Raw genomic sequence first — 24619 nt, 5'->3', positions numbered from 1 at the left:
TACTGATATTTTTATAGTTTCTTTTTTTGTATGTTAGAAGCACTTTCAACATATTACGTACGCGGCATGTTTAGAATGATATGAACCTTTCCCATGCACATCTTCAATGTGTTTAATCTACATGGGGATTAATTCTACAAAATCATATTCTTCTTTCTCTCTTAATTAAACCTATCCCTGGTAAATATCAAATCCCTTCTTTCTTTTAGTCATTCAAATCTCATTAAATTCTCTAGTTATTCTAATTTAAAGGTGGACGGGTTTATGCTGTAATTAGTATTCCTTGGGCACCACTCTTGCATTTATTATATTAATCTTCTTAAACAAAAAATGTTTAAGAAACTCAAGCAATTGCCTTGGCCGTTTAACACTATTAAGTAATTTATTTAAAATAACAATTGCTACTATTCGTATCTCTGATATAATGACTATAGAACTAATCGGTTAACAATTTAATTTGCACAATAGGTACAACGGAGGAAATATAATGAGTGCAATTGCTGGTATTTATGGTTTTAATGGAGCACCCGTTTACATGGAGCACGGCCGACTTGTAATGGAAACGTTAAAGCAATATCCGGCTAATCAAAGCGCGACTTGGCACAAGGACCGCATCATGCTGGGCTGTCATGCTCAGTGGATCACGAAACAATCCACTAACGAAATCTTACCTGCCTATGATCCGATCCGAGGGCTTGCCATAACGGCAGATGCTATAATCGACAACCGGGAAGAATTGATGGAGCAATTGCAGGTTCCCAGAAACCTAAGATCTAAGATGACAGACAGTGAGCTTCTCCTACTAGCTTATGAACGCTGGTCCGAACAAATGCCAGAAAGGCTTGTCGGTGATTTCGCCTTTGTCATTTGGGATGAGCGTAAGCAGACCCTTTTCGGAGCAAGGGATTTCTCTGGTGCACGAACACTTTACTATCACCGTAATGAGGAGTTTTTCTCCTTCTGCACAGTCATCAACCCTTTATTATCTTTACCTTATATACATAAAGAATTAAACGAACTTTGGCTAGCTGAATTCCTCGCAATCAGCGGTGTTTTTGAACCGCCAGATGCATCAACTACGAGTTATAAACATATTGAGCAGCTACCACCATCTCATAGAATAACAATTAAGAATGATCGAGTATCCATCACCAGATACCATAGCCTTTCAAATGTAGTTCCTTTGAAGCTTTCTTCAACGCAAGAATATGTGGAGGGATTTCAGGAAGTATTCAATAAGGCCGTCACAGTGAGGATTGGACGAACGGACCAGAATGTGGGAGCACATCTTAGCGGCGGTTTGGACTCAGGATCTGTTGCTAGCTTCGCTGCAAGATCCTTGCAGAAGGATAATCGCAGACTTCATACCTTCAGCTATGTACCAGAGGATGGATTTGAGGACTGGACACCCAAGCGGAGGCTCGCAGATGAGAGACCACTTATCCAGCAGACAGTTCAGTATGTAGGAAATATTCACGAACATTACTTGAACTTCAATGGAAGAAGCTCTTTTTCAGAAATCGATGATTGGATCGATATCATGGAGTCACCTTATAAATTTTTTGATAATTCATTCTGGTTACGAGGGATATACGAACAGGCTCAGCTGCTTGGAATTGGTATTCTTCTTAACGGAGCCAGAGGAAATTACAGCATCTCTTGGGGATCTGCCGTCGATTATTACTCCAAACTCATAAAGAAGTTCAGTTTTCTTCAACTAACAAAGGAAGTAAACCAATACAGCAGAAATGTAGGCGTAGGGCGGAAACGACTCTATTCCATGATTGGCCGTAAAGCATTCCCTGTAATCGAGCGGCTAAATCCTTCACCATCGTTTGCAAAGATTCCACAATTAATAAATACCGATTTTGCTAAGCGAACCGGTATTTACAGTAAACTTAGCGATCCTAAATTTATTGGAATTGGAACAACAGCGGATATACCTGCAGATCCACTAGAAGCAAGAAGACAGCATTTTGATCGAGTAGACATTTGGAACATTACAGGGACAAGTGGGTGCAAGCTCTCTCTTCGTTATTCAGTATGGAGTCATGACCCAACCAATGATCTACGAGTTATTCGCTACTGCCTGTCATCTCCTATGGAACAATTCGTTCAGGATGGCATGGATCGTGCATTAATTCGTAGATCTACACAAGGCTTCCTTCCTGATTTCGTAAGGCTTAATCAACGAACGAGAGGGATACAAGCAGCTGATTCTATCCATAGAATGCGAAAGGACTGGCCTGATTTTATTGATGAACTTGACCATATGAGTAACGATGCTCGAATGCAGCAAATTCTAAACATGCCTGTTATCAAAGATACCATTACAGAAGCCCGTCACGGCCTTGAACCCAATCAAGCCTACAATCCGTCCATCAAATTATTAATGCGTAGTTTAATTTTGTACCGGTTTCTTCAAAAAACTTTTGAAAGGAGGTGAAACATACATATGAAAAAAGAATGGAGCATTCCCGCTTTGGAAGTTCTTGATGTTAATATGACGATGGCTGGTCCTGGTGGTCTAATTCCAGATGGAGTTCAACCCGACCCAGATGAAACTGTTCACTTCAGCTAAGTCTAAGTAAAGAGCTATCATTTCCTAATAAGTCCAGCCCTTATACGCCTAACTGGGTATATGGGCTATCCTTTTTTATATTCGTATTTCAATCAATGGAGTGAGGACAGTGACTCAAATCCTTAACAAAAACCTATACACGGCCTTCGGGTATTCCATACATAGCGATATTGCCTTGCCTGAGGTGCAACAACTAGATGATCCCAATCACAATGTCGATATTGTCATTCGCTACGCTGACTTAACAGAACAATGGTCAAAGCTCTCGATTACATCGAAAACATCCGTATGTATGGAGAACATAGTCATGTTCAGGGTCGCTGATCTGGCTGTTTTCGCTATAGAGGACGGAAAAACCATCTCTATCTCCCCTGAGAATGGTGCCGATGAAGATAAAATACGTTTGTATATACTTGGAACATGCATGGGTGCTATTTTAATGCAGCGAAAAGTCCTTCCCTTACATGGTAGTGCGATAGTCATTAACGGCAAAGCTTACGCATTCGTTGGACATTCCGGACACGGTAAATCCACACTCGCTTCGGCTCTTCTGCAACAAGGGTATCAACTATTAACAGATGATGTCATAGCAGTAACGCTGGATCATCAGAATATTCCTTATGTAACACCGGCCTACCCGCAGCAAAAGCTATGGCAAGAAAGCTTAGATACTTTGGGCATGAATTCAAATCAATTTCGCCCCCTATTCGAACGTGAAAACAAATACGCCGTTCCTGTGGAATCTCATTTCTCCTCCGATACCCTTCCGCTAGCCGGTATATTTGAGCTCATTAAAACAGATTGTGTTAATCCCCAAATAAGAGCGATTCAGAAGTTAGAACGGTTACCGCTTCTATATCGTCATACATACCGTAAATCCCTTATACAAGACAGTGGGTTAGCAAAATGGCATTTTGACACGACAGCCCGCTTAGCCAGCAATATGGATATATACGAAATTCAAAGACCAATACATAAGAATACCGTGAATGAACTAACTACGATGGTTTTGGATACAATCGGGAAATAAGAATAATCATTGATCATATAACTATTGAAAACAAAATAAGTTTTTTAACAGCAACCGTTTTCTGGGTATACCCCGGGAAACGGTTGTTACATTTTTCTAAACGAATAGTTACACAGTATCCAGCACATTATACTCTTAATCACTAATCCGATTCATGAGGAGGACCATTCATTGAGCCCTAACCAACCTGACAAAAACCTGGTCAACGAAGTAAATGATTTGGAATCAACACCTGTAAACAGCCTAGATGCTCAGCAACAACAGCAGGCCCGTAATGATCGCCGGAAACAATCGCAACATGATGACAACGGTAAGCATAAGGAAAGCTATCACTAGTCAAGAACCTATGAGTGTATACAAAAAAAAGGACCAAGCATCCGCTTGGTTCTTTTTACTGAGCATCAAATGGATTCTATAGTCGTCTCTTAGAGCCATTGATCCCACTGATCTATGATTGTTAGAAGCTAAGTAAAGCTAAGTTATAATTTCTTTGCAAATTCATTCAACTGTTCTGACATCCGATCCACTTCTTCGATAAAATCGGAAACCTGGCGGGACGATGTTGCCTGTCGTTCAACAATCGCGGTCATTTGTTCAATGGATACGCGCATTTCGCTAATTGCCTCTTCAAATGTTTTCAGTGTAGTTTGAATCACATTCGTAGAGTTAAGCGACTCCTTGGATAATTTCCGTATCTCACTCGCTACAACACCGAATCCTCTTCCTAGATCTCCTGCATGAGCTGCTTCAATTGCCGCATTAATTCCTAATAAATTCGTCTGATCCGCCACTCTTTTGACAATTGTTACAACTTTATCTGTTTCTTTCACCTGTTCTACCGTCTGATGGGCGAACGTAAGTAGCTGCTGAGCAGAATCGGCTAATTTTGATGAATCTTCTGCCACCTCTGAGATCTGTTTGTTGGCTTGTGTTAGTGAGAGCGAAATTTGATCCGCTATGGCTATTAGCTCACTTTGCTTGCGTAACTGAATGGCTATACCGCCAATGACATGACCACTTGTATTGTGAAGCGGTGTAGCCGTCCCTATAAATTCAAAACCATAAAATGAGGCAGGCACCTCTGCTTTTAATGCTATATTATCCCGAATTGCCTGCGTTAACGGTTCTTCGTGGTGCAAAGGTTGGCCGACATGGATCTCCAAATTAATATCTTCTCCAGGCCAATAGGCAATAAATTTCTCTGTATCACAAATGGCAATCGATAGTTCAGCAGGAACTGCTGCCTTTAAGATTGGAATCATGGTAATCAGAGTGTCCAAGGATTCAATGGTATTCATTCTATGATTCTCCTTAATGCGTAGCTATGTATTAAAACTACTAATCATTCAATTTTACCATCATTGGTTAATTCTGTGAATGAGTATAGAAACAATAAAAAAGACCACCGCAATCGTGGTCTCTCTGACTTTAGTATCCTTCTCGAATTCGTTGTTTACGCATCCACTGAGTCGCTACCCATTTTTCACCGCGGATCACAGGCTTTCCACTATGCAAAGTTAATTCGTTTAACTCCTCATTGTTATAGAAATATTCGAAGTAAATCGCAGAACCTTTCACTGGTTTCATGGTAATGCCTAACCTCGGAAGGGTTGTTTCCCCTCCTTCTTCTACCTCATTTAAATATATAATTAATGTACTGATTCGATTGTTATGGCTAGAAGGACTACTGGCCCCAAAAAAATCATAATGTTCTTTAAACTCTTGCCCAGGTTCATAATGCAATACTTGTAGTCCTTCCGCATGTGAGATGGGTACATGCATTAAATTTGAAATGCGATTTTCAATTTCTATTATTAAAGGGCTTTCATTTTCTTCAAAAAACATGCCACTGCTCGTCCTTATTTGACTCTCTTCTTTATTCGCGAGTTTTGATTTTGTAAGACGTAAGGCAGCAGAATCAATAAACATCTGACATTCCTCATCATTTAATACCTGATCAAATTTCATTACTAAAGGTTCTTCATGTAGAACGGTGGCAGTAATCATGTGATTATTAATAGAATAGACGGATTGAATGGGTAAGATCGAAACTTCCTTTGTCATAATTGAATCAACCTCTCTATTATCACTTACAATGACCAAAAATGAGAACCTATACTAAACAATAACAATTTACATTTATTTCAAATATATTATAGAAACAGCTCACGTATAGGAATATACTTCAACACATATTCTTTAGACTATTTTCCACTGAAAAAAGGTCCCCTAAACCTTATAAAGGATTCTAATATCTTCATTAAATAAAAACATCATCCGTTTATGAATGATGCAGACTGGTTCTAGAAGATCATTTGGTTTGCAAAATAGAATCGGCGATCGACTTTTCTTTCATCTACGACTTGGATCAGGATCATCATTCGGAAATTGGACGACCTAGCATCGATCCGGTCATCTTAATTAAATTTCCTCTTATTCGATATACCTTTGTTATTCGTTCCATGCGAAAAACGATCGAAGAAGTACAGACCAATATGGAGGATCGTTGGTTTTTTTGAGCTATGGACTTTTATGATTAAGTTAAGCATTTCTTCACTTTTGAAAATAACTATGAACGTCGTTTTAAAGATACAGAACTATTTGAACAGATTTTCTACCGTTTTTTACGGACTGCAGCTGAGAAACACTTACTCAGTACAGAGCATGTTTTCATTGATTCTACACACGTAAAGCGAGTGCGAACAAACGAAAATTCAAAAAGAAGTTTGTACGCAAAAAAACAAGAGCTTACCCACGTAAACTGGAAAAGAAAATTAACCAAGACCAGGATGATCATAAATTTAAAGAAAATTATCAGATGGTCGTGTAACAGCCCAATCCCGGCGTAAAGCCACAGGAAAAAAAGAAGTAGAAATGACAAAAAGCATTCAGAATGAATACATTCCGAATGCCTTTTGTCTACAATCTGAAACGCAGTCTTATAAGTGACTGGGTTTGTAGGTTATGCAAAGCCTCATTAGAATAATTAAAGTTTTTTCTTTTTAATAAGTCATACAAATTTAAGCTATATTCATTTTTTTAATCTTTTTATTATGCTCATTAGCCTTCCATTCCCGTAAACCTTGGACCGAGAGCAGCGTATTGATACCATAAAGAATTGCCATTGGGTACAAACCACTTAAGAGAACTGTACATACAGCTAAAGCATCAGAAAGAATGAAGAGATGCCAATTCTCTAGATACTTGCGGCTGAGCCAAAATTCAGCTACTAATCCAATAACAGCTGTTAGACTATTCAGAAAAGGCAGAGATCCGCCAAATACATTTTTCTCAAGTAGTCCCCAAATGAACCAAGCTGCAACCATTCCCAGTATCCAAAATTGTAATTGTTTACGTGTAAAACGGTTTGTTCGGGGAACTTCATCACCTTGCTTTTGTTTATTCCAGAAAAACCAGCCATAGCATAGAAACATAGTTTGTACAAAAGCAACGACAGCCATAGCATATAATCCGGAAGAAACATAAATATATACGTAACAGCCAAAAGCAATAATACCAAAAATAAAATTAAGCATCTTTTCTTTCATCAGTAGCCATACATGTACCATGCCTAGTACAGAAACCACCGTATCAAGTAAAGGGGCTTTCATAATTATACCTACGATAACAGCTAATATACTAGCACCAATAATAAACAGAGGATGTCTCAAACATTTGCCCAATCTCTAGCTGCCTCCTGATCGAGTTACTTTACATATTTCTTGTTAAAAGGATACCGTTTTCCACTTCTATCTTATAAAATTAGACCGACTACTGCCGCGGATAAAAAGCTAACAAGGGTCGCTCCATAGAGCAAACGAAGACTAAAACCAGCAACGACTTTACTTTGATCCGGACAAAGACCTTTCAAGGCACCAATGATCATACCGATTGAACCAAAGTTAGCAAACGATACAAGGAATACCGAAATAATACCTGTAGATCTTTCTGATAATCCTTCCATTTCTATAAAGCTTGTCATTGCCACGAATTCGTTAGACAGCAGCTTAGTTGCAATTAATCCACCGAAGCGAACCGCTTCGTCCCAAGGCACACCCATTAAGAAAGCAAAAGGAGCAAAAATATAGCCCAATATAGTTTGGAAATCCACACCAAAAATACCGTCAAAAATACCATTTAGGAAAGCAACCAATGCTACAAATCCTAGCAGCATAGCAACAATAGCCAATACCAGATTGAATCCGTCCATCATGTAATCAGAGAGTATTTCAAAGAATCCGCGTTCGTCTTTTTCCGCTGGCTGGCTAATCACTGTCAGTGCTTCATTTTCCTCATCTGGATTATATGGGTTAACAATGGATAGAATGACAAATACACTAAACAGGTTAAGAATAATTGCTAAAATCACAAACTTAGGATCAATCATATTCATATAAGCGCCAACAATACTTAAATCAACCGTTGATATCGAACAAGCAGCAATTGTATACATTTGTTGTTTGTTGAGTTTTGGCAAAAGATCTTTAATGGAGACGAATACAGCTGTCATACCGATAATAACGGCACTTACTGCACTATAGGATTCTAGCTTGCCAAGCCTGCTGATTTTGTTCAATCCTGTCCCCATAATTTTAATGAACCAAGGAAGGATCTTGAAGTATTGTAAAATACCAAGTAACGCACAGATAAATACAATAGGGAATAATGCGGTTAATAAGAAAGTGGCGTAACCACCCTCGATCATACCCCCGAATACAAATTCAATCCCTACATTAGCGTAGCCTAATAGCTTCTCAAATAATTTGGAAGCACCACCAATTATCTTGATACCAATCGTTGTATGCAGGAAAACATAAGCCAATAGAATTTGAATACCTAGAATGATAGCAATGGTTTTGAGCTTTTTCTTAACCATTTTCCTATCGAAACTCACTAAATATGCTAGTAGAAAAATTGCAATTAAGCATAGGATGAAAATTAGGTACTTCATGACAATCCCCTTTTCTGCTAGAAGGTTAAAATGTCTGAACTTTCTAAACTAATGCAGCAAATAACTTTAATAGTCTGAACCTTTATTTCATTCGATGTAGGGTTTCAAGAAACCAAACCTGAAAAGCTTCCGAATCAATACCAACAGCAACATTCATATTCGTTGTCTCTTCTTCAAACTTCTCCATTGTCATACCGCTTGCTGGTCCTTCGGTGATAACCTGAATATGTCTGCGTTCGATGGTAAACAATTCGGGTTTCGTTAAATATGCAATAGCACAGGAGTCATGCATAACAACACCATGATCCATATCACCATCTCTATAATGATGGAAGATTGCATTAAACATCTCAGCAGACTTGTTTTGACATTGAGCTAGTTCTTTCTCGCCGATAAGCGCTTTCAATGTTACGTCAAGACCAATCATCACTACCTCTACATCCGATTCAAGTACAATCTTCGCTGCATGAGGATCAGCCCACATATTAAACTCGGCTGGACCATTCATGTTTCCTCCAGATAAGGAGCCGCCCATAAGTACAATTCGCTCAATTTTGTGTTTCACATGCGGATACATTAACAGCAGTACCGCAATATTCGTTAATGGACCAATAGGAACAATCGTTATTTTCTCTTCTGATTCCTCCAGTAAGGAACGAATCGCTTCAACAGCATGCAGCTTTATAATCTCTTGAGTAGGTTCTGGAAAATCATAACCGTCCATGCCTGTCTCCCCATGTACACAGCTTCCTTCATAAGGTTTGAGTAACGGGGTCTCCATACCTCTCGCAACAGGAACATCTTGATCAAAGAAAGATACAAGCTTCAGGGCATTCGCTGTGATATTAGTAATATCAACATTTCCGGCTACTGTAGTTATTAATTTCACGTCTAATTCGTCTCTATGAAAAGCCAAACCAATCGCTGCTGCATCATCAATACCTGGATCTGTGTCAATAATAATTGGAATTTTTCTCATGGTAATGTTCCTCCTCAAGATTTTAAAATGAGATTGACAAGAATGTGTAATCGGTTACACATTGATACATCTGATTTCTAACATAAACACCTCTATTATACTCTGTCCTGTTAACCCTTAACCCTTACCTAATTAAGATACTCTTCTAATTGCTCGCGTTTAGGCATTCCTCCTTGAGCACCGAATTTTGTTACTGATAAAGAAGCAGCGCGATTTGCAAATTTCAATGCTTCTATAGTTTCTTTTCCTTCTGCTAGGGCTACAGCAAATGCCGCATTAAATGTATCTCCAGCTCCAGTCGTATCAACTGCTTCAACTGGATAAGCAGGGACTACTACCTCTTCATTTCCATTAAAATAGCGAACGCCGTTTTTCCCTTCTGTGATAAATAACTTATTCGGATAATGCTTCAATACTTCCGATAAATGTTTCTCTTTAAATAATTCAGCTGCTTCATGTTCATTAGGTGTCAAAAATGTTACTCTGCTCAAAATATCTTCCGACAACGGCGCAGCCGGTGCTGGATTTAAAAGTAATGGTACACCATATTTTTCGCACATTTGGCTGACATATTCTACTGTCTCCATCGGAATCTCATGCTGAATAAGAACAATATCTGATGTCTGGATTACCTCCAAAGCTTTTTCGATAGTAGCAGGTGTGACATGATTATTTGCTCCCTTCACTACCACAATGTTGTTATCGCCATCCGTTATCATAATATGAGCTGTTCCGCTTGGCACACCTGTAACCGGTTTCACATTACGAGTCACAACACCATTCTTTTCGAAATTATCCAGAATAACTTGACCATAATAGTCATCGCCGACGCAGCCAATCATAGAAACATTAGCTCCCAATCGTGCTGCAGCCACTGCTTGATTTGCTCCTTTCCCTCCGGGAACAACCTTAAAGGATTCACCCATGACTGTCTCTCCTACACCTGGACGTACCCGTGTCGTTACAACGAAGTCCATAGAAGAACTTCCAATAACCGTTACATTCACCACGTTTATTTCACCTTCCTAGTTGTATTGCGATTTACGTATGATACATCTAATTTAATATGCGGTTGTTCAACCGCTTGCTTCTTAATTAATTTTATTAGTAATTTAGCCGCTTCTCTTCCCATATCATAAATCGGTTGTCTAATCGTAGATAAGGATGGAAACACCAGGCTGCTTTGCTGAATATCGTCAAATCCAATAATTTGGACCTCATCGGGAATAGATTTCCCACGACTCAAAGCTTCATGCAGTATGGCTGTAGCTGTCGTATCATTACTTGCAATAATTCCATCTGTCTCAGGAAACTTCTCAAAAATTTCATATGCTCGTCTCATTCCTTCTTGGAAAGAAAGAGACTCCAACGAAATCACTTGAAAATCGACATTGGCTTGGACTAAAACTTCAATAGTTCCTTGAAAACGCTCTTGAACCGGCATGACATGCGCCGGACCTTTGAGAACTGTTATTTTACGGCTGCCTCGCTTAATCATTTCACTGGCCGCTATTCTGCCGCCTTCTACACCATCGGAGTAAACAGAATATTCGCTTTGGGAACCACGGTCCAAAAACACGGTTGGTATGGGTAAATTATCGTAATTGGCTTTATCTGCTAAGTTTGTTGCAGATATAAGACCGACCACATTATTTTGTACAAAAGTTTGAATATACTTTAGCTCTCGTTCTAAGCTCTCATCACTGTTACCAAAAAGCAAATAGAATCCTTCTTCCTGAAGCTCATCCTCAACACCACGAGCCATCTCTGGAAAAAAGGGGTTTGTAATATCCGGCAGCAGCAAACCAATAAAACGGGATTCTTTTTTATATAAAGAACGCGCCACTTCATTAGGGATATACCCAAGCTGATCGATCGCCTCTTCCACTTTTTTTCTAGTATCTAATTGTACATACCCATTGTCATTCAAGACTCGAGAAACTGTCGCAACAGAAACTCCAGCTCTTTCTGCAACCTGTTTAATAGTAGCCACTAAAAGCATCCTTCCTAATTTCATGTAACCGATTACATATTTAGTTTAATCGAATTTAATAGTATAGTCAACTACAAGAATGAAAATAGTCTAATGTCACCAAAAGTAGAATGCTTACAAAAAAATATAATAGCGTCGCAGTTGTTTGGAATATCGATTCTTCTACATCATTTAAATATATGATTAATGTACTTATTCGATTGTCTTGATTGGAAGGGTTATTAAAGACCATAAAAATCACTTGTCAGGCTCCTAGTGTACCACTTATAGTCCTTCCTCATGTGTCATGTATAATAGGTACATGCATTAAGCTGGGATATTCGGTCCCTAACTTTTTGGATTTTTTCAAAAAAACATACCGTTGCTCGTTCAAATTGGTATTATCCCCTCATGGTAGACAGTGAAAAAAGAGAACATGTTACAATGAACTCAAACACTGGAAAACCGGAGGGGATTTTTGTTATGTCAGCGAAGAAAGGTCAAACTTTTAATCGATATAGTGAAGAAACGAAGAAAGAGGCTGTCCGTTTGCGAGTAGAAGAAGGGTGGACGTACAGTCGAATCATGGAGAAGTTTGGAATCAAAAGTGAGAGCCAGATTATCACATGGGTTCGTAAATGCCAAAATGGTGAGGGGTTTGAGGATTACCGGGGACGTTGGGCGAAGAAGCATTTTAGTAGTGCGGAAGAAGAAAATGCATATCTGAAAGCGCAGGTAGAATATCTAAAAAAGCTAAATCCAAACTTGCACGGGGAGGGAAGCTGGATTTCGAAGCCCGGTGCCAGTCCATTCGAGAAATAAGCAAAGTGGCTCCCGTAGTTTGGCTATGTAGAATCGCTGAAATATCACGTGCAGGCTACTATAAATGGAAGAAGAATTTAGTTCATCGAGAGAAACGAGCAAATCGTGATGCAGATCTAAAGGCACACATCTTGAGCATTCATCGAATTCGTCCGTATTTCGGTTACAAGCGAATGCGTACTGCTTTAGGAAAAGAAGGCTTCGTTGTGAATCACAAGAAGGTCCGTCGCTTAATGAGAGAACTTCAGATTCGTTCTGTTATTCGCAAGAAACGTCCGTTTTGTGGCCGCAAACCATCGGCCTTGTTCCCTAATGTCTTAAATCGGGAATTCTCTGCGACTGCTCCTGTGCAGAAGCTTGTGACAGATATTACATATGTCCGGATTGGGCATGAATTTGCTTATCTCTCGGCTGTAATGGATTTATATAACAACGAAATAGTAGCCTGGGAACTCTCCGAGCGCAATGACCTAAAACTCGTTATGGACACTGTGCAGCAACTAAAAGATGGACCCTCTTTGCTCCATTCGGACCAAGGGTTTCAGTATACCTCGAAAAGCTATGCTAAGTTGCTTGAAGAGAAGCAGTTGACAGGGAGTCATTCCCGACGTGGAAACTGCTATGACAATGCTTGTATCGAGTCGTTCTTTTCCCACTTAAAGACGGAAAAGCTGTATTTGGAAAAGCCTAATAATCTGGAACAAGCAAGAAGCCAAATTACGGAGTATATTTCATTTTACAATAAGGAACGTTTCCAAAACAAACTCGGCGACCTCTCCCCAATCGAATTCCGGGAAAAAGTCGCCGCGTAAATGGAAAATCCTCTTTTTTTAATGTCTACTTGACGGGGCTATGACCAAATCTGACTCTCTTCTTTATTCGCGTGTTTCAATTTTTTAAGACGTGATGCAGCAGAATCAATAAATATCTAACACTCTTCATTGCTTAAGTACATAATCAAATTTTATTATTATAGGTTCTTAATGTAAAACGGTGGCAGTAATATTGTGATTATCAATAGAATAGACCGATTGAATGCGTAAGATTGAAACTTCTGTTATCATATGACGGATCAACCTCCTCTATAATCACTCACGATGGCAAAACAAAACGAGAAACTCAAAACTAAGTACAGATTATTTTTCATTAATCAGGATATTTTTTGAATAGTTAAAGACCCTTTAACCTTACGAAAGATATCATTAAAATAAAAAACACCAACCGTTTACGGAAGGTGCTTCGATAAAACAAAATCCACAATCTTATCTAATGATTTATCTTTCACCAGAATCCAGAAATTTCTTCTCATTTTTAACACCTGCTTTGAAATCAGCAAGCAACTGAATTACGACATACATTTTGCGGAGGACGGCGATTCTGGACATTTCAACCGATAACCACTTTGGTACGAACGACAATTTCTTTCTAGATCCTGTCCTCTGATTTTATCGTAGTTACATCATTCAAAAATGATTCGTGCATTAATTCCATTCTTTTCTAACAAGTAGAGTAATCCTCCGCCATCAATTAACTCAATCGGCTTATCTTTTGCAAATTCATAGGCATCTGGACCATAACTTTTTGTTGTAACTAAAATTCCTTTGTTTGCTCCCTCATTTAACATTGTCCCGTACAAGTCTCTTACAGCTGAAACACCTACAGTATTTTTATAACGTTTTGCCTGAATAACTACTTTACCGCCCACTATAGGCCGGGTATCGAAGGCAACGCAATCAACACCACCATCTTTTGATGAACGGGTCAATTTTGCATCTAATCCCATTCTTGCGAACAAATCTGTAACTAACATCTCAAACTCATATGGGTTTAGTTCCATTAAATTAGGAAGCCCTTGCAATGATCCAAGCATATCTTCATGTTCAACAAAACGTTTGTCAACCATATCAAACTCCAAAATTGGTTTTACAGCTTGCAATTCAGTGGGTCGAGGAGATACCTGTGCTCCCAAATTCCTTAAACATACTGATTTTTCCACGCGATTTAAATCAAGCCCCTCAAATTTTTCTTTCGTAACCCTAATTGAAATGAGGTACGGCATACTATCTTTACCCGTAGCAGGATCGACCGAATGCACATACGCACTAAAAACCACAACATCTATAACATTCCCCTGATCTGCCTCTAATACCTCATGAATGGTTCGAAGGGTCACACCCGCTACAACATCTGAATACATATTTTTAATCTCTTGAATTTTTCTGAATTTCTCACTTATCTCATCTTTTGTTTTAACATATCTATATTCCATCGTTGTTGGGACAATATCCTTATTTGGAAGCTCGTAATCAATCACTAGTTCTTTAGAATCTGATATATATGCTAATCGAAAAATTTGAGGAAATCCAGCAGGGTATTCAGAACGTTCAAGTACCATAGCATTATAATCAATAATTGCTTCTCTTTCACCATTTCGATAACTTTCCTCAAAGGCATCGATTTCTAGATTTCTATCTCTAACTTTTATCTCAAACATATACTTTTCTTGATCGTATTCTGACTTTAACCTGTCCTTTGCAACTAATCTTTCATTTTCTTTTGCCTCGTACAGAACAAGGCCATTCTCGTATTGTTGTTTTGCTTCAATTAATGCACTCTGATATTTCTTTTCAAAACCAGGGATTAACTTTGTAAAAAGATTTGGGGACTTTATCTTATTAATATAATCATCTAGTTGAGGTTTAGTTAACGGAACAGAAATACTAGTAGGCACGATGAAATCTCTAAACTTTTCGTTAATCTTCAAAGAGTTAAAAGAAACCATATCATTCACTTGTAACGTGTGATCTAATATACCGTATAAATCTTTAATACGTTCAGCAAGCTCATAATTCAGATCATCTGTTTCCTCTATTCTGCTTTCTATATAACGTAATTTTGCATCCTTTTCATTTTGAATATGTTGTCTTTGCTGTTCTTTTGCAATTCTAATTTGTTCGCGTTCATATCTTTTCCTCTCTGCCTCACTTATTCTTGCCTGTCTTGCAGCTTCTCTTGCTATTGTAGCCATTAAACCACTTCTTCTAGCCAACACTATCTCCCCTGTTCAATTATTTTATTTTCGAAAATGTTTCCTCATATATAACAACCCAATTTTTACCTATAAATTATTATAACTACTATACAGGAAATTACTATCTAATATAATGCCAAAGATCTAGGTGCTTAGAGCAAAATTAGCTTAGATATAGTAAAAACACAAAAGACCACTATCCAATTAAGGCGAGCGATCTTTCTTAACGAGGAAAAGCCTGGAGAATATCCGCGGTGATAGACTTCACACTAAAATAGGCCCATCATAGTGTAGCTTTCAAGTAAAGGACCAAAAACAATTCCGTATACATTAATTAGAAAGTTAGGAAGGCAACAACGAAGATCTTGGCCTCTTACACTAGTTAGTCGTTATATTGACGGCTTCCTAACCGAAATCCCCTCTAAAACTTCATCAAACGCAAAATGAAGTTGGCGGGAGTCGAACACCTGTCCAAAGATAACAACAACGCAAGCTTCTACGGGTGCAGTTACAGGTATGATGTCACCAAGGCCGACGCACCACAATCGGCTACCGCTAAGATCAGTCTGATTGTCTTCTTCAGAATGGATTGTCTATGAGAGATAAAATACGTAAGGATTTAACGAAGTAGATTCTACTATTTATGGAAGTTTGGGATGGTTAAATCTGAATACAAAAGATAAGAGATAACTCACATAGTTTGCGAGTTATCTCTTTATGATAGGCAAATTGAATTGATAATATTCGTACTCTACACTATTCGTTAGATTTTAATGCATCAATCATGTTCACTTTTTTGAGCTTCGCATGCATGATCATCATAACGATAGTTGAAAAGAATATTGTTATTGCTGCAGATAAGATATGACTAAGAATAGATACATCCGGATACATCATCATCGTATCTGTTTCTGCTGTATAAATGATAAACATGTGTAATCCATTTCCCAAAAACGACCCCGTAAACACTCCTAATAAGGTAAGTATGACATTTTCTCTTACGATATACATCGTTACCTCATTGTCATAGAACCCTAGCACTTTTATGGTAGATAATTCCCTTATACGCTCTGATACATTGATGTTGTTCAGATTATATAGAACCACAAAGGCCAAGCATCCAGCAGAAATAATGATGACGATCATCACTAGGTTCATATTTGCAACAGAGTCTTCGCTAGCTTCTTGAATGTTGGATGTTAACGTCACATTTATCACATTTTCATGATCCATCAGCTTAGAGGAGATCTCATCTTCATCAGCTAGATCTCGATTGAAATTGAGTAGCTGCGTTTGATATACAGGCTTCTTTTCAAATACCTTTTCATAATACGCAGGTGACATATAGATATAATGTTTAACGTAGTTTTCAGCGATCGCATCTACCCGAGTGTCATACGTATGATTATCATCATCTGTCATCGATACCGTATCTCCAACAGAAACGTCTAGGAGTTTGGCTAATTTTTCGGTTATCACGACACCATCATCTGATAATTTATACTTATCTCCAGATTCACGATTACCCAAAATGATATAGTCATCTATGTGTTCTGTAGATTGCGGCACATACAAGGTAGCTTCTTGATTATTCACATCTTCCTTACTAAATACAACAGCTTCTTGGTGCAGATCTAACTTATCTTCATATCCAGTTAACATATTCAGTGTACTATCATATTCTTTCATTTCTTCATCTGTAGAATCGTCACCTAGAATGACCATCGCCTCATAATTCCACAACTGTCCAAACTGCCTGTCAACCATACCTATATTTGAATCTTTAAGTCCAAATCCGGTAACAAGTAGCGCCATACAACCTGATATACCGAAGATCGTCATCAACATACGTTGTTTATATCTAAAAATATTTCGAAATGTCACCTTATAATTAAAATTGAATCTTCTCCATATCGGCGTGACTCTCTCTAAGAGTATCTTTTTACCCACCTTCGGAGCTTTTACCTTCATTAGATTAGCTGGCTTATTTCTTAATTCAACTCTTAAGACAAATAAACTAGCTCCTACCGTACATAATATAGAGATGAACAGCGATTGAGCGATATAGGACGGATAATAAACAATGCTGACTTTAGGTAGGCTATATAAACTTTCATGTGCATTACTGATAATGCCTGGGAGTATACTCGCTCCAATGAGTATTCCTAACACAGCTCCTAAAATACTTGCTAAAGACGCATAAATCATATATTTCTTCGCTATTTCAAAATTGCCATATCCTAAAGCTTTTAACGTACCAATCTCGGTTCTATTTTCTTCGACCATTCTCGTCATCGTTGTTAAACAGATCATTACTGCTAATAGAAAGAAAAACACCGGTAACACGGAAGCAATACTATCTAAACTATGAATGGAATCTTTATATCCTAAATACCCCGGGTTATCCGTTCGATCGGATACATAATACGTTAACTGATCTACATCCATCGTACTCTGTGCCAGTTCATTTGTAGATGGTTGATTCATTTGATTCGATTGATTTATATTCCCCGTACTTTGAGAAAATTGTTTTTGCAATGCTGCCTTTAATTCTTCTATTCTTTCTTCCTTTCTGGCAGCGAATAGTTTTTCAAGATATTCAGTATTTTCATCCATTACATCTTGATACTCATCACTATATCCATCAAGGCCTTGTACATTTTTAAATCTTACATATAGCTCAGTGTATACATCCATGGTTAGATCAGAACGGTTCAGTACGGCAAAGTAATCAATACTTCCTTTTCCCACAGATGTAATGCCTCTAGATCCTTTTTCAATATACATTGGGCTTCTTACAATACCTACGACCGTGAACGTTGACTCCTTAAAATTCTTCATTGTTTCATCGTCAGTCTTGATTGTATATTCTTGTCCGATCTGTATGTCCTTATTGAGTTTTAAAGCTTCTTCATCTAATGCAATTTCCCCACTGTTCTCAGGTAGTCGACCTTCTACAATAATAAAATCATTGATATTACTTTCCTTATCGTATTCCATGAATCTAACTACATTACTGGCGTTTGTAAGATTTACATCTATGTTATGCGCAGCGTAAAAATCCAAAATGCGATCATCATTTCTAAGCACATCAATATCATCATCATCTAATCCAAAATTCGAAACAACTTTACTATCCATCAAATGATATTCATTAAAAAGATGATTAATCGCCTTGTTCATATCGGGTCCTGACGACTTTATACCTGAATAAAAAGCAACTCCTAAAAGAATAATGATCAATATCGAAATGAATCTGGCCTTAGAAGATAAAATTTCTCTAATCGTTAATTTCGTATATGACTTAAGTTTCATCATGTACCCCTACCACTCAATATTTTCAATGGGAATCGGATTCTTATTCACTTCTACACTTCGAACCTTCGCATCATTGATTTTAATCACTCGATCTGCCATCTGTGCAATTGCCGAGTTATGCGTGATCACGATAACGGTTGTTCCCATTTTCCTGCATGTATCTTGAAGGGTTTGTAAGACCTGCTTTCCAGTATTGTAATCGAGAGCACCCGTTGGCTCATCACAAAGCAATAATTTAGGATTTTTGGCTACAGCTCTTGCAATCGATACTCTTTGCTGCTCACCCCCAGATAACTGTGATGGGAAATTATCTTTTCTATGATCAAGACCTACTAGTTCAAGCGTTTGATCTACATCTAACGCATTCTTGGTGATTTGTGTAGCAAGTTCTACGTTTTCCTTGGCTGTTAAGTTTTGTACCAAATTATAAAACTGAAATACAAAACCTACATCATCTCTTCTATATTTCGTAAGCTGCTTATTATTAAATGTAGATATAGTAAGCCCGTCCACGATGATTTCTCCTGAATCACAGCTGTCCATTCCTCCAAGGATATTAAGTACCGTTGACTTTCCCGCTCCGCTTGGACCTAATATAACAACGAATTCTCCCTTTTCGATAGAAAAAGAGATCCCATTATTAGCGACAACTACGGTATCTCCTACTTTATATTTTTTATATACATCCTGAATTTTGATATATGACATTGTATTCCTCCATTAGCTGCCAGGCTTGTTTTATATGCTACCGAATTAATGAGTATTCAATTCATATCGTCATTAAATAGACAACTTGTTTGTTTAATAGTACGTTAATATTATAAATTAGCAAAAATCCAATAACAACGACCACATATTTTCTTTGTGTTATGAAATGAACATATTGAACAAGTTTGTTCAATTGATAACAATTGCAGAGTTAGATCAAGTTCATAATACCTTTTAATGAGTTATGAAATTGATTTAGTTAGATAATTTCAAATTTTTATAAGGAGATTCGTTATGGTAGGCATTAAAGGGAATCGAAGAGTTGTGTACACGAAGAAGGCTATTAAAGACAGTATCCTTACCCTGCTTGAAGAGAAAGAAATTCACCAGATTACGGTTACTGATATATGTAAAAGAGCAGATGTGAATAGAGGAACGTTTTATGCACATTACAAAGATCCACATGATTTGCTCCAGACGATGGAAGATGAGCTATTCCATAAAATCGTGAAATATATTGATGAAACGCCTGTGAACGAGTATTCAGATTCACTACTATTGAATGTACTTGAATTAATCTCAGAAAACAGGGCTTTGTGTAAGATTTTATTCTGCAGACAGAGGGACAATAAGCTGCTAGATAAACTTATTGTTATAGCGAGTAAAGCTGATCTTGAACAGATTTCTGAGGAATTTAGTAAGTCTTATTCCCATTATTATATGAGATACATTGTTTGCGGCTGTATTGCCATTGTTCAAACATGGTTAGAAAATGATTTACCTGAATCCCCTAGTGAAATTGTTAAAATTATTAATTCGGTAAGCACTATAAATTATAACGATTTAACCCAAGCCGAGATCACACTTAAGTGATTCTCGTTTATCACTGATAAGATGCTCTATAAAAACGAAAAAACCACCTCTGAGGTGGTTTTAAATTATCGACATCAAACTGTATATAGCCATTGCGAATGAAATTAGTATTCAATAAAGCCAGATCTTGCTTCAACAACTCCCTAATTATAGCTTGAGTATTCTCGCGAATATTCTTTACTTTCTTTTAAATGAACGATATCATGGCCCGTAGGATTTTGGAAGGCACGAAGCCCAAAGGTCGGCGCAACTGCAAAGATATGATCGAAGATATCAGCCTGAACTGATTCATACACCGCCCAGTTGGTATCGTTGCTAAACGCGTAAATTTCCAGCGGCAGCCCGTTATCGCCAGGAGCTAACTGTCTAACAATTAGTGTCATATCCTTGTGAATTTTAGGGTGATTCCTCAGATATTGATGAATGTATTCTCGGAATATACCTATATTCGTAAGCTGCCTACCGTTCACCTTGCTCTCCGTATTAATCTCGTGTTCCATATTATAAATATTAATTTCATTTAATCTCGTCGTGACATAATCAGTGAGATAGTGTATCTTCTGAAGTTCCTCAATCATTTCCTCTGTACAAAAAGAAATACTGCTTGTATCAATATTAATACTTCGCTTAATCCTTCTGCCACCGGATGCTTGCATGCCTCTCCAATTTTTGAATGAGTCTGAAATAAGGGCGTAGCTCGGAATCATCGTGATTGTCTTATCAAAGTTCATGACCATTACCGTATTGAGTGTAATATCAATTACGTCACCGTTCGCATCATACTTAGGCATTTCAATCCAGTCGCCTACACGTACCATATCATTCGAGGATAATTGCACGCCTGCCACGAGACCTAAGATGGAGTCCTTAAAAACTAACATCAGAACAGCCGATAAGGCACCAAACCCGCTGAGAATGATCAAAGGATTCTGACCAATGAGGCTAGATATCACTAAAATGGTAGCGATGATGTATAGTAAGATCTTTGCCACCTGAATGTATCCTTTGATCGGTCTGATCTTAGAAACCTCAAATGTACGATATATCGCTTCAACAGCATTAAGTAGCGCACTAAACACCATAGTGGTTACGATAATCATATAAATGATTGCCAGCTTTTTAATCAAAATTTCATATGACGGAAAGATGGGTGCAGAAGAATAGATAATGATGGCTGGCACGAGATGCGACAGCTTATGAAACACTTTTTTCTCCAAAATAATATTGTCCCATGTATACCGATTGTTATTAATGATATGAATAATCGTCTTCAGCACGATTTTTTTGGTTAAAAAATTAGCTAGAATGCAGACCAACGCTATAAATACAGCCATGGTCAAGTTGGAAAGATAACCAACCGCAGCTTCGCTCATTCCATATCCGTCTAACTGATTTCTGATAAATTCCATTGTTTCCTCCTGACTATGTGTAGATTAGCCTAATATTATAGTGTAGTTTTAAAACCTAAGCAAATACAAATGATGTCTGATATGGATGTTAAAAACAAAGCGAGCATCCCTTTTTCTTAAGAAAGTTCGCCTAGTTCATTAATTTTGTATTCTTATGACTCCCAACTACTGAAATATCAAAAGTAAATCCTCTCCCGTAATTGGTAGCAACTTCGTCTATTCAGATGTAAGACAGTGTACCAGAGAATCAAACACTAAAATCCCCGCACCTTCATAGAGCGCGTCATGTAAGATCCTTATGCTTCTAGTCCCTAAAATAGATAATCAAAACATCGAAACTTCTATCTTTATATACAAAAAAAAGCCTAGTTATATAACTAGACTTGAATAAAATATTGGAGCGGGTGATGGGAATCGAACCCACGCTATCAGCTTGGAAGGCTGAAGTTCTACCATTGAACTACACCCGCATATTAAGTATCGGGATGACACGATTTGAACATGCGACCCCCTGGTCCCAAACCAGGTGCTCTACCAAGCTGAGCTACATCCCGTAATATATATTATGCCGGTGAAGGGACTCGAACCCCCACGGTTTCCCTCACGATTTTGAGTCGCGCGCGTCTGCCAATTCCGCCACACCGGCTTATTTAATTAAAATGGCGCGCCCTAAGAGATTCGAACTCCTGACCTTTTGATTCGTAGTCAAACGCTCTATCCAGCTGAGCTAAGGGCGCATATATATAAAAGCGGACGACGGGAATCGAACCCGCGACCCTCGCCTTGGCAAGGCGATGCTCTACCGCTGAGCCACGTCCGCAATTAAAGGATGCGCGTGAAGGGACTCGAACCCCCACGTCAAAGACGCTAGATCCTAAGTCTAGTGCGTCTGCCAATTCCGCCACACGCGCATGTAAATATATGGTGAGCCATGAAGGGCTCGAACCTTCGACACCCTGATTAAAAGTCAGGTGCTCTACCAACTGAGCTAATGGCTCTTACTAAAATGGCTGGGGATATAGGATTTGAACCTATGCATGACGGAGTCAAAGTCCGTTGCCTTACCGCTTGGCTAATCCCCAACAGTGATAAGGTGTATAAATGGGCGATCGATGGGACTTGAACCCACGAATGCCGGAGCCACAATCCGGTGCGTTAACCCCTTCGCCACGACCGCCATCTTATCTTTTACTGAAACAAATAAGATTATGGCAGGGGCAGCAGGAATTGAACCCACACTAACGGTTTTGGAGACCGCTGTTCTACCTTTAAACTATGCCCCTAAGAAACTGGTAAAGGAAGATGGCATTGAACTACCGAACCCATAAAAGAGCAGATTTACAGTCTAATACATTTGGGCCACTTTGCTAATTCTCCATAATGAAAACTGGTGCCGGCGAGAGGACTTGAACCCCCAACCTACTGATTACAAGTCAGTTGCTCTACCAGTTGAGCTACACCGGCTAATTGATTACGATATATCGTACTCCATTTTACTGAAGTTAAGATAAAAGTGGCGGAACTGACGGGATTCGAACCCGCGATCTCCTGCGTGACAGGCAGGCATGTTAGGCCTCTACACCACAGTTCCAAGGTTTACAATTGCGAGGCAAGATTTGCACCTGCAACCTTCGGGTTATGAGCTAAGCAAGCTACCGAGCTGCTCCATCCCGCGATAGTTATATGGTGGAGATTGAGGGGATCGAACCCCCGACCCTCTGCTTGTAAGGCAGATGCTCTCCCAGCTGAGCTAAATCTCCATATAAAGTGACCCGTAGGGGATTCGAACCCCTGTTACCTCCGTGAAAGGGAGGTGTCTTAACCCCTTGACCAACGGGCCTTGCTGTATTAAATATTCCAAAAAGTTCGCAACGGAGAAAGAGGGATTCGAACCCTCGAGACGCTTGTGACGCCTACACGATTTCCAATCGTGCTCCTTCGGCCAGCTCGGACACTTCTCCAAAAGTGGCTCCCCGAACAGGGCTCGAACCTGTGACAACTCGATTAACAGTCGAGTGCTCTACCAACTGAGCTATCAGGGAATAGTGGTGGAGCCAAGCGGGATCGAACCGCTGACCTCCTGCGTGCAAGGCAGGCGCTCTCCCAGCTGAGCTATGGCCCCATAATCGAATTATAAAGTTACATGGTGGGCCCTAGTGGACTCGAACCACCGACCTCACCCTTATCAGGGGTGCGCTCTAACCAGCTGAGCTAAGGGCCCTCATCGTTAATCAAACCCATTAGGGCAAAAAAAATAACCCAAAAGGGTTTTCGCTTGGCGACGTCCTACTCTCCCAGGACCCTGCGGTCCAAGTACCATCGGCGCTGGAGGGCTTAACGGTCGTGTTCGGGATGGGTACGTGTGGAACCCCTCCGCTATCGCCACCAAACGAGCATTTTTACAAATGCGGTATTCAAGGATTTGCTCCCTGAAAACTAGATACGAAACAATCTTTGCGATTTAATTAGCTTATGCTTCCGAAGTAGCTTTCCTTCAGAAAGCTTGTAGGATAAGCCCTCGACCGATTAGTACTGGTCAGCTCCATGCATTGCTGCACTTCCACCCCCAGCCTATCTACCTCGTCGTCTTCAAGGGGTCTTACTAGTTGGGAAATCTCATCTTGAGGTGGGCTTCGCGCTTAGATGCTTTCAGCGCTTATCCCTTCCATACATAGCTACCCAGCGATGCTCCTGGCGGAACAACTGGTACACCAGCGGTATGTCCATCCCGGTCCTCTCGTACTAAGGACAGCTCCTCTCAAATTTCCTACGCCCACGACAGATAGGGACCGAACTGTCTCACGACGTTCTGAACCCAGCTCGCGTACCGCTTTAATGGGCGAACAGCCCAACCCTTGGGACCTACTTCAGCCCCAGGATGCGATGAGCCGACATCGAGGTGCCAAACCTCCCCGTCGATGTGGACTCTTGGGGGAGATAAGCCT

At 39.2% G+C, this 24619-nt stretch carries 17 protein-coding genes, 18 tRNA genes, 2 rRNA genes and 1 pseudogene (1 of these 38 running past the window's edge); 7 read left to right on the top strand and 31 right to left on the bottom strand.

Annotated features, from left to right (window positions below):
- Nucleotides 1-487: 487 nt before the first annotated feature.
- The 4 genes from QPK24_RS01135 to QPK24_RS01120 all read left to right on the top strand — a co-directional run bounded on the left by QPK24_RS01135 (nucleotide 488) and on the right by QPK24_RS01120 (nucleotide 3947).
- Complete coding sequence (locus QPK24_RS01135) at nucleotides 488-2446, top strand: asparagine synthase-related protein (RefSeq protein ID WP_285745494.1); 1959 nt, start codon at nucleotides 488-490, stop codon at nucleotides 2444-2446.
- Between the two features lie 9 nt (nucleotides 2447-2455).
- Nucleotides 2456-2581, top strand: coding sequence for a paeninodin family lasso peptide (locus QPK24_RS01130; protein WP_285745492.1), 126 nt, complete (start codon nucleotides 2456-2458; stop codon nucleotides 2579-2581).
- Between the two features lie 109 nt (nucleotides 2582-2690).
- On the top strand, nucleotides 2691-3611 hold the full coding sequence (locus QPK24_RS01125) for a phosphoenolpyruvate carboxykinase (ATP) (RefSeq protein WP_285745490.1): 921 nt from the start codon (nucleotides 2691-2693) through the stop codon (nucleotides 3609-3611).
- Between the two features lie 171 nt (nucleotides 3612-3782).
- Nucleotides 3783-3947 carry a hypothetical protein gene (locus tag QPK24_RS01120; RefSeq protein ID WP_201450759.1) on the top strand — a complete coding sequence of 55 codons (165 nt, stop codon included), beginning with the start codon at nucleotides 3783-3785 and terminating at the stop codon, nucleotides 3945-3947.
- A 143-nt stretch (nucleotides 3948-4090) separates the two neighbouring features.
- Here QPK24_RS01120 and QPK24_RS01115 read toward each other — a convergent pair whose 3' ends face one another.
- Nucleotides 4091-4909 carry a methyl-accepting chemotaxis protein gene (locus QPK24_RS01115; protein ID WP_285745485.1) on the bottom strand — a complete coding sequence of 273 codons (819 nt, stop codon included), beginning with the start codon at nucleotides 4907-4909 and terminating at the stop codon, nucleotides 4091-4093.
- Nucleotides 4910-5039: 130 nt separating this feature from the next.
- Nucleotides 5040-5675, bottom strand: a complete 636-nt coding sequence (locus QPK24_RS01110) for a 2OG-Fe(II) oxygenase (protein ID WP_285745483.1) — start codon at nucleotides 5673-5675, stop codon at nucleotides 5040-5042.
- Nucleotides 5676-5908: 233 nt separating this feature from the next.
- Here QPK24_RS01110 and QPK24_RS23545 point away from each other — a divergent pair.
- A pseudogene (locus QPK24_RS23545) lies at nucleotides 5909-6408 on the top strand (transposase); the annotation flags it as partial.
- A gap of 223 nt (nucleotides 6409-6631) precedes the next feature.
- On the opposite strand, the gene pnuC reads toward QPK24_RS23545, so the two are convergent.
- The 5 genes from pnuC to QPK24_RS01080 all read right to left on the bottom strand — a co-directional run bounded on the left by pnuC (nucleotide 6632) and on the right by QPK24_RS01080 (nucleotide 11534).
- Entirely contained in the window at nucleotides 6632-7294 is a 663-nt protein-coding gene (pnuC, locus tag QPK24_RS01100) for a nicotinamide riboside transporter PnuC (RefSeq protein ID WP_285745479.1), read from the bottom strand.
- Between the two features lie 71 nt (nucleotides 7295-7365).
- Nucleotides 7366-8562 carry a NupC/NupG family nucleoside CNT transporter gene (locus QPK24_RS01095; protein WP_285745477.1) on the bottom strand — a complete coding sequence of 399 codons (1197 nt, stop codon included), beginning with the start codon at nucleotides 8560-8562 and terminating at the stop codon, nucleotides 7366-7368.
- 82 nt (nucleotides 8563-8644) lie between these two features.
- Nucleotides 8645-9541 carry a ribonucleoside hydrolase RihC gene (rihC, locus tag QPK24_RS01090; protein WP_285745475.1) on the bottom strand — a complete coding sequence of 299 codons (897 nt, stop codon included), beginning with the start codon at nucleotides 9539-9541 and terminating at the stop codon, nucleotides 8645-8647.
- A gap of 128 nt (nucleotides 9542-9669) precedes the next feature.
- Nucleotides 9670-10551 carry a ribokinase gene (rbsK, locus tag QPK24_RS01085; protein ID WP_285745473.1) on the bottom strand — a complete coding sequence of 294 codons (882 nt, stop codon included), beginning with the start codon at nucleotides 10549-10551 and terminating at the stop codon, nucleotides 9670-9672.
- 2 nt (nucleotides 10552-10553) lie between these two features.
- On the bottom strand, nucleotides 10554-11534 hold the full coding sequence (locus QPK24_RS01080; protein WP_285745471.1) for a LacI family DNA-binding transcriptional regulator: 981 nt from the start codon (nucleotides 11532-11534) through the stop codon (nucleotides 10554-10556).
- Between the two features lie 462 nt (nucleotides 11535-11996).
- Here QPK24_RS01080 and QPK24_RS01075 point away from each other — a divergent pair.
- Nucleotides 11997-13147 (top strand): IS3 family transposase gene (locus tag QPK24_RS01075; protein ID WP_407082915.1). Its coding sequence is split into 2 segments (ribosomal slippage): nucleotides 11997-12258 and nucleotides 12258-13147, totalling 1152 coding nucleotides; the frame shifts between segments, so codons are not numbered across the junction.
- Between the two features lie 647 nt (nucleotides 13148-13794).
- On the opposite strand, the gene QPK24_RS01070 is transcribed toward QPK24_RS01075, so the two are convergent.
- From QPK24_RS01070 to QPK24_RS01060, 3 genes are all read right to left on the bottom strand, one after another.
- On the bottom strand, nucleotides 13795-15384 hold the full coding sequence (locus QPK24_RS01070; protein ID WP_285745469.1) for a restriction endonuclease: 1590 nt from the start codon (nucleotides 15382-15384) through the stop codon (nucleotides 13795-13797).
- Nucleotides 15385-16122: 738 nt separating this feature from the next.
- On the bottom strand, nucleotides 16123-18684 hold the full coding sequence (locus QPK24_RS01065) for an ABC transporter permease (RefSeq protein ID WP_285745467.1): 2562 nt from the start codon (nucleotides 18682-18684) through the stop codon (nucleotides 16123-16125).
- 6 nt (nucleotides 18685-18690) lie between these two features.
- Nucleotides 18691-19392 (bottom strand): ABC transporter ATP-binding protein, encoded by a 702-nt coding sequence (locus QPK24_RS01060; RefSeq protein ID WP_213536163.1) that lies wholly within the window; start codon nucleotides 19390-19392, stop codon nucleotides 18691-18693.
- A gap of 294 nt (nucleotides 19393-19686) precedes the next feature.
- On the opposite strand from QPK24_RS01060, the gene QPK24_RS01055 reads away from it, so the two are divergent.
- A complete protein-coding gene (locus QPK24_RS01055) occupies nucleotides 19687-20265 on the top strand; it encodes a TetR/AcrR family transcriptional regulator (protein WP_285745463.1) in 579 nt (192 codons plus the stop codon).
- A gap of 143 nt (nucleotides 20266-20408) precedes the next feature.
- Here the strand turns inward: QPK24_RS01055 and QPK24_RS01050 are convergent, their stop codons facing one another.
- The 21 genes from QPK24_RS01050 to QPK24_RS00950 form a co-directional block, all read right to left on the bottom strand.
- A complete protein-coding gene (locus QPK24_RS01050) occupies nucleotides 20409-21674 on the bottom strand; it encodes a mechanosensitive ion channel family protein (RefSeq protein ID WP_285745461.1) in 1266 nt (421 codons plus the stop codon).
- Nucleotides 21675-22070: 396 nt separating this feature from the next.
- Nucleotides 22071-22144: transfer RNA gene (locus tag QPK24_RS01045), tRNA-Gly, on the bottom strand.
- A gap of 10 nt (nucleotides 22145-22154) precedes the next feature.
- Nucleotides 22155-22228, bottom strand: a tRNA-Pro gene (locus QPK24_RS01040).
- Nucleotides 22229-22240: 12 nt separating this feature from the next.
- Nucleotides 22241-22320, bottom strand: a tRNA-Leu gene (locus QPK24_RS01035).
- A gap of 14 nt (nucleotides 22321-22334) precedes the next feature.
- A tRNA-Arg gene (locus tag QPK24_RS01030) sits at nucleotides 22335-22411 on the bottom strand.
- Between the two features lie 11 nt (nucleotides 22412-22422).
- Nucleotides 22423-22494: transfer RNA gene (locus QPK24_RS01025), tRNA-Gly, on the bottom strand.
- 10 nt (nucleotides 22495-22504) lie between these two features.
- A tRNA-Leu gene (locus QPK24_RS01020) sits at nucleotides 22505-22585 on the bottom strand.
- Between the two features lie 11 nt (nucleotides 22586-22596).
- Nucleotides 22597-22672, bottom strand: a tRNA-Lys gene (locus QPK24_RS01015).
- Between the two features lie 9 nt (nucleotides 22673-22681).
- A tRNA-Gln gene (locus tag QPK24_RS01010) sits at nucleotides 22682-22756 on the bottom strand.
- A 22-nt stretch (nucleotides 22757-22778) separates the two neighbouring features.
- Nucleotides 22779-22851: transfer RNA gene (locus QPK24_RS01005), tRNA-His, on the bottom strand.
- Nucleotides 22852-22883: 32 nt separating this feature from the next.
- Nucleotides 22884-22957, bottom strand: a tRNA-Trp gene (locus QPK24_RS01000).
- Between the two features lie 105 nt (nucleotides 22958-23062).
- A tRNA-Thr gene (locus tag QPK24_RS00995) sits at nucleotides 23063-23138 on the bottom strand.
- A 50-nt stretch (nucleotides 23139-23188) separates the two neighbouring features.
- Nucleotides 23189-23265 (bottom strand) — tRNA-Asp (locus tag QPK24_RS00990).
- A 93-nt stretch (nucleotides 23266-23358) separates the two neighbouring features.
- Nucleotides 23359-23434 (bottom strand) — tRNA-Val (locus tag QPK24_RS00985).
- Nucleotides 23435-23442: 8 nt separating this feature from the next.
- Nucleotides 23443-23514 (bottom strand) — tRNA-Glu (locus QPK24_RS00980).
- 32 nt (nucleotides 23515-23546) lie between these two features.
- Nucleotides 23547-23635, bottom strand: a tRNA-Ser gene (locus QPK24_RS00975).
- 5 nt (nucleotides 23636-23640) lie between these two features.
- Nucleotides 23641-23716, bottom strand: a tRNA-Asn gene (locus QPK24_RS00970).
- Between the two features lie 4 nt (nucleotides 23717-23720).
- Nucleotides 23721-23796, bottom strand: a tRNA-Ala gene (locus QPK24_RS00965).
- A 22-nt stretch (nucleotides 23797-23818) separates the two neighbouring features.
- Nucleotides 23819-23895: transfer RNA gene (locus tag QPK24_RS00960), tRNA-Ile, on the bottom strand.
- A 52-nt stretch (nucleotides 23896-23947) separates the two neighbouring features.
- Nucleotides 23948-24064: ribosomal RNA gene (gene rrf, locus QPK24_RS00955) — 5S ribosomal RNA — on the bottom strand.
- Between the two features lie 116 nt (nucleotides 24065-24180).
- Nucleotides 24181-24619: ribosomal RNA gene (locus QPK24_RS00950) — 23S ribosomal RNA — on the bottom strand; it runs 2490 nt beyond the window's last position.

This window comes from Paenibacillus polygoni (assembly GCF_030263935.1).
GTDB lineage: Bacteria > Bacillota > Bacilli > Paenibacillales > Paenibacillaceae > Paenibacillus > Paenibacillus polygoni.
This window is presented reverse-complemented; position numbering and strand designations above follow the sequence as displayed.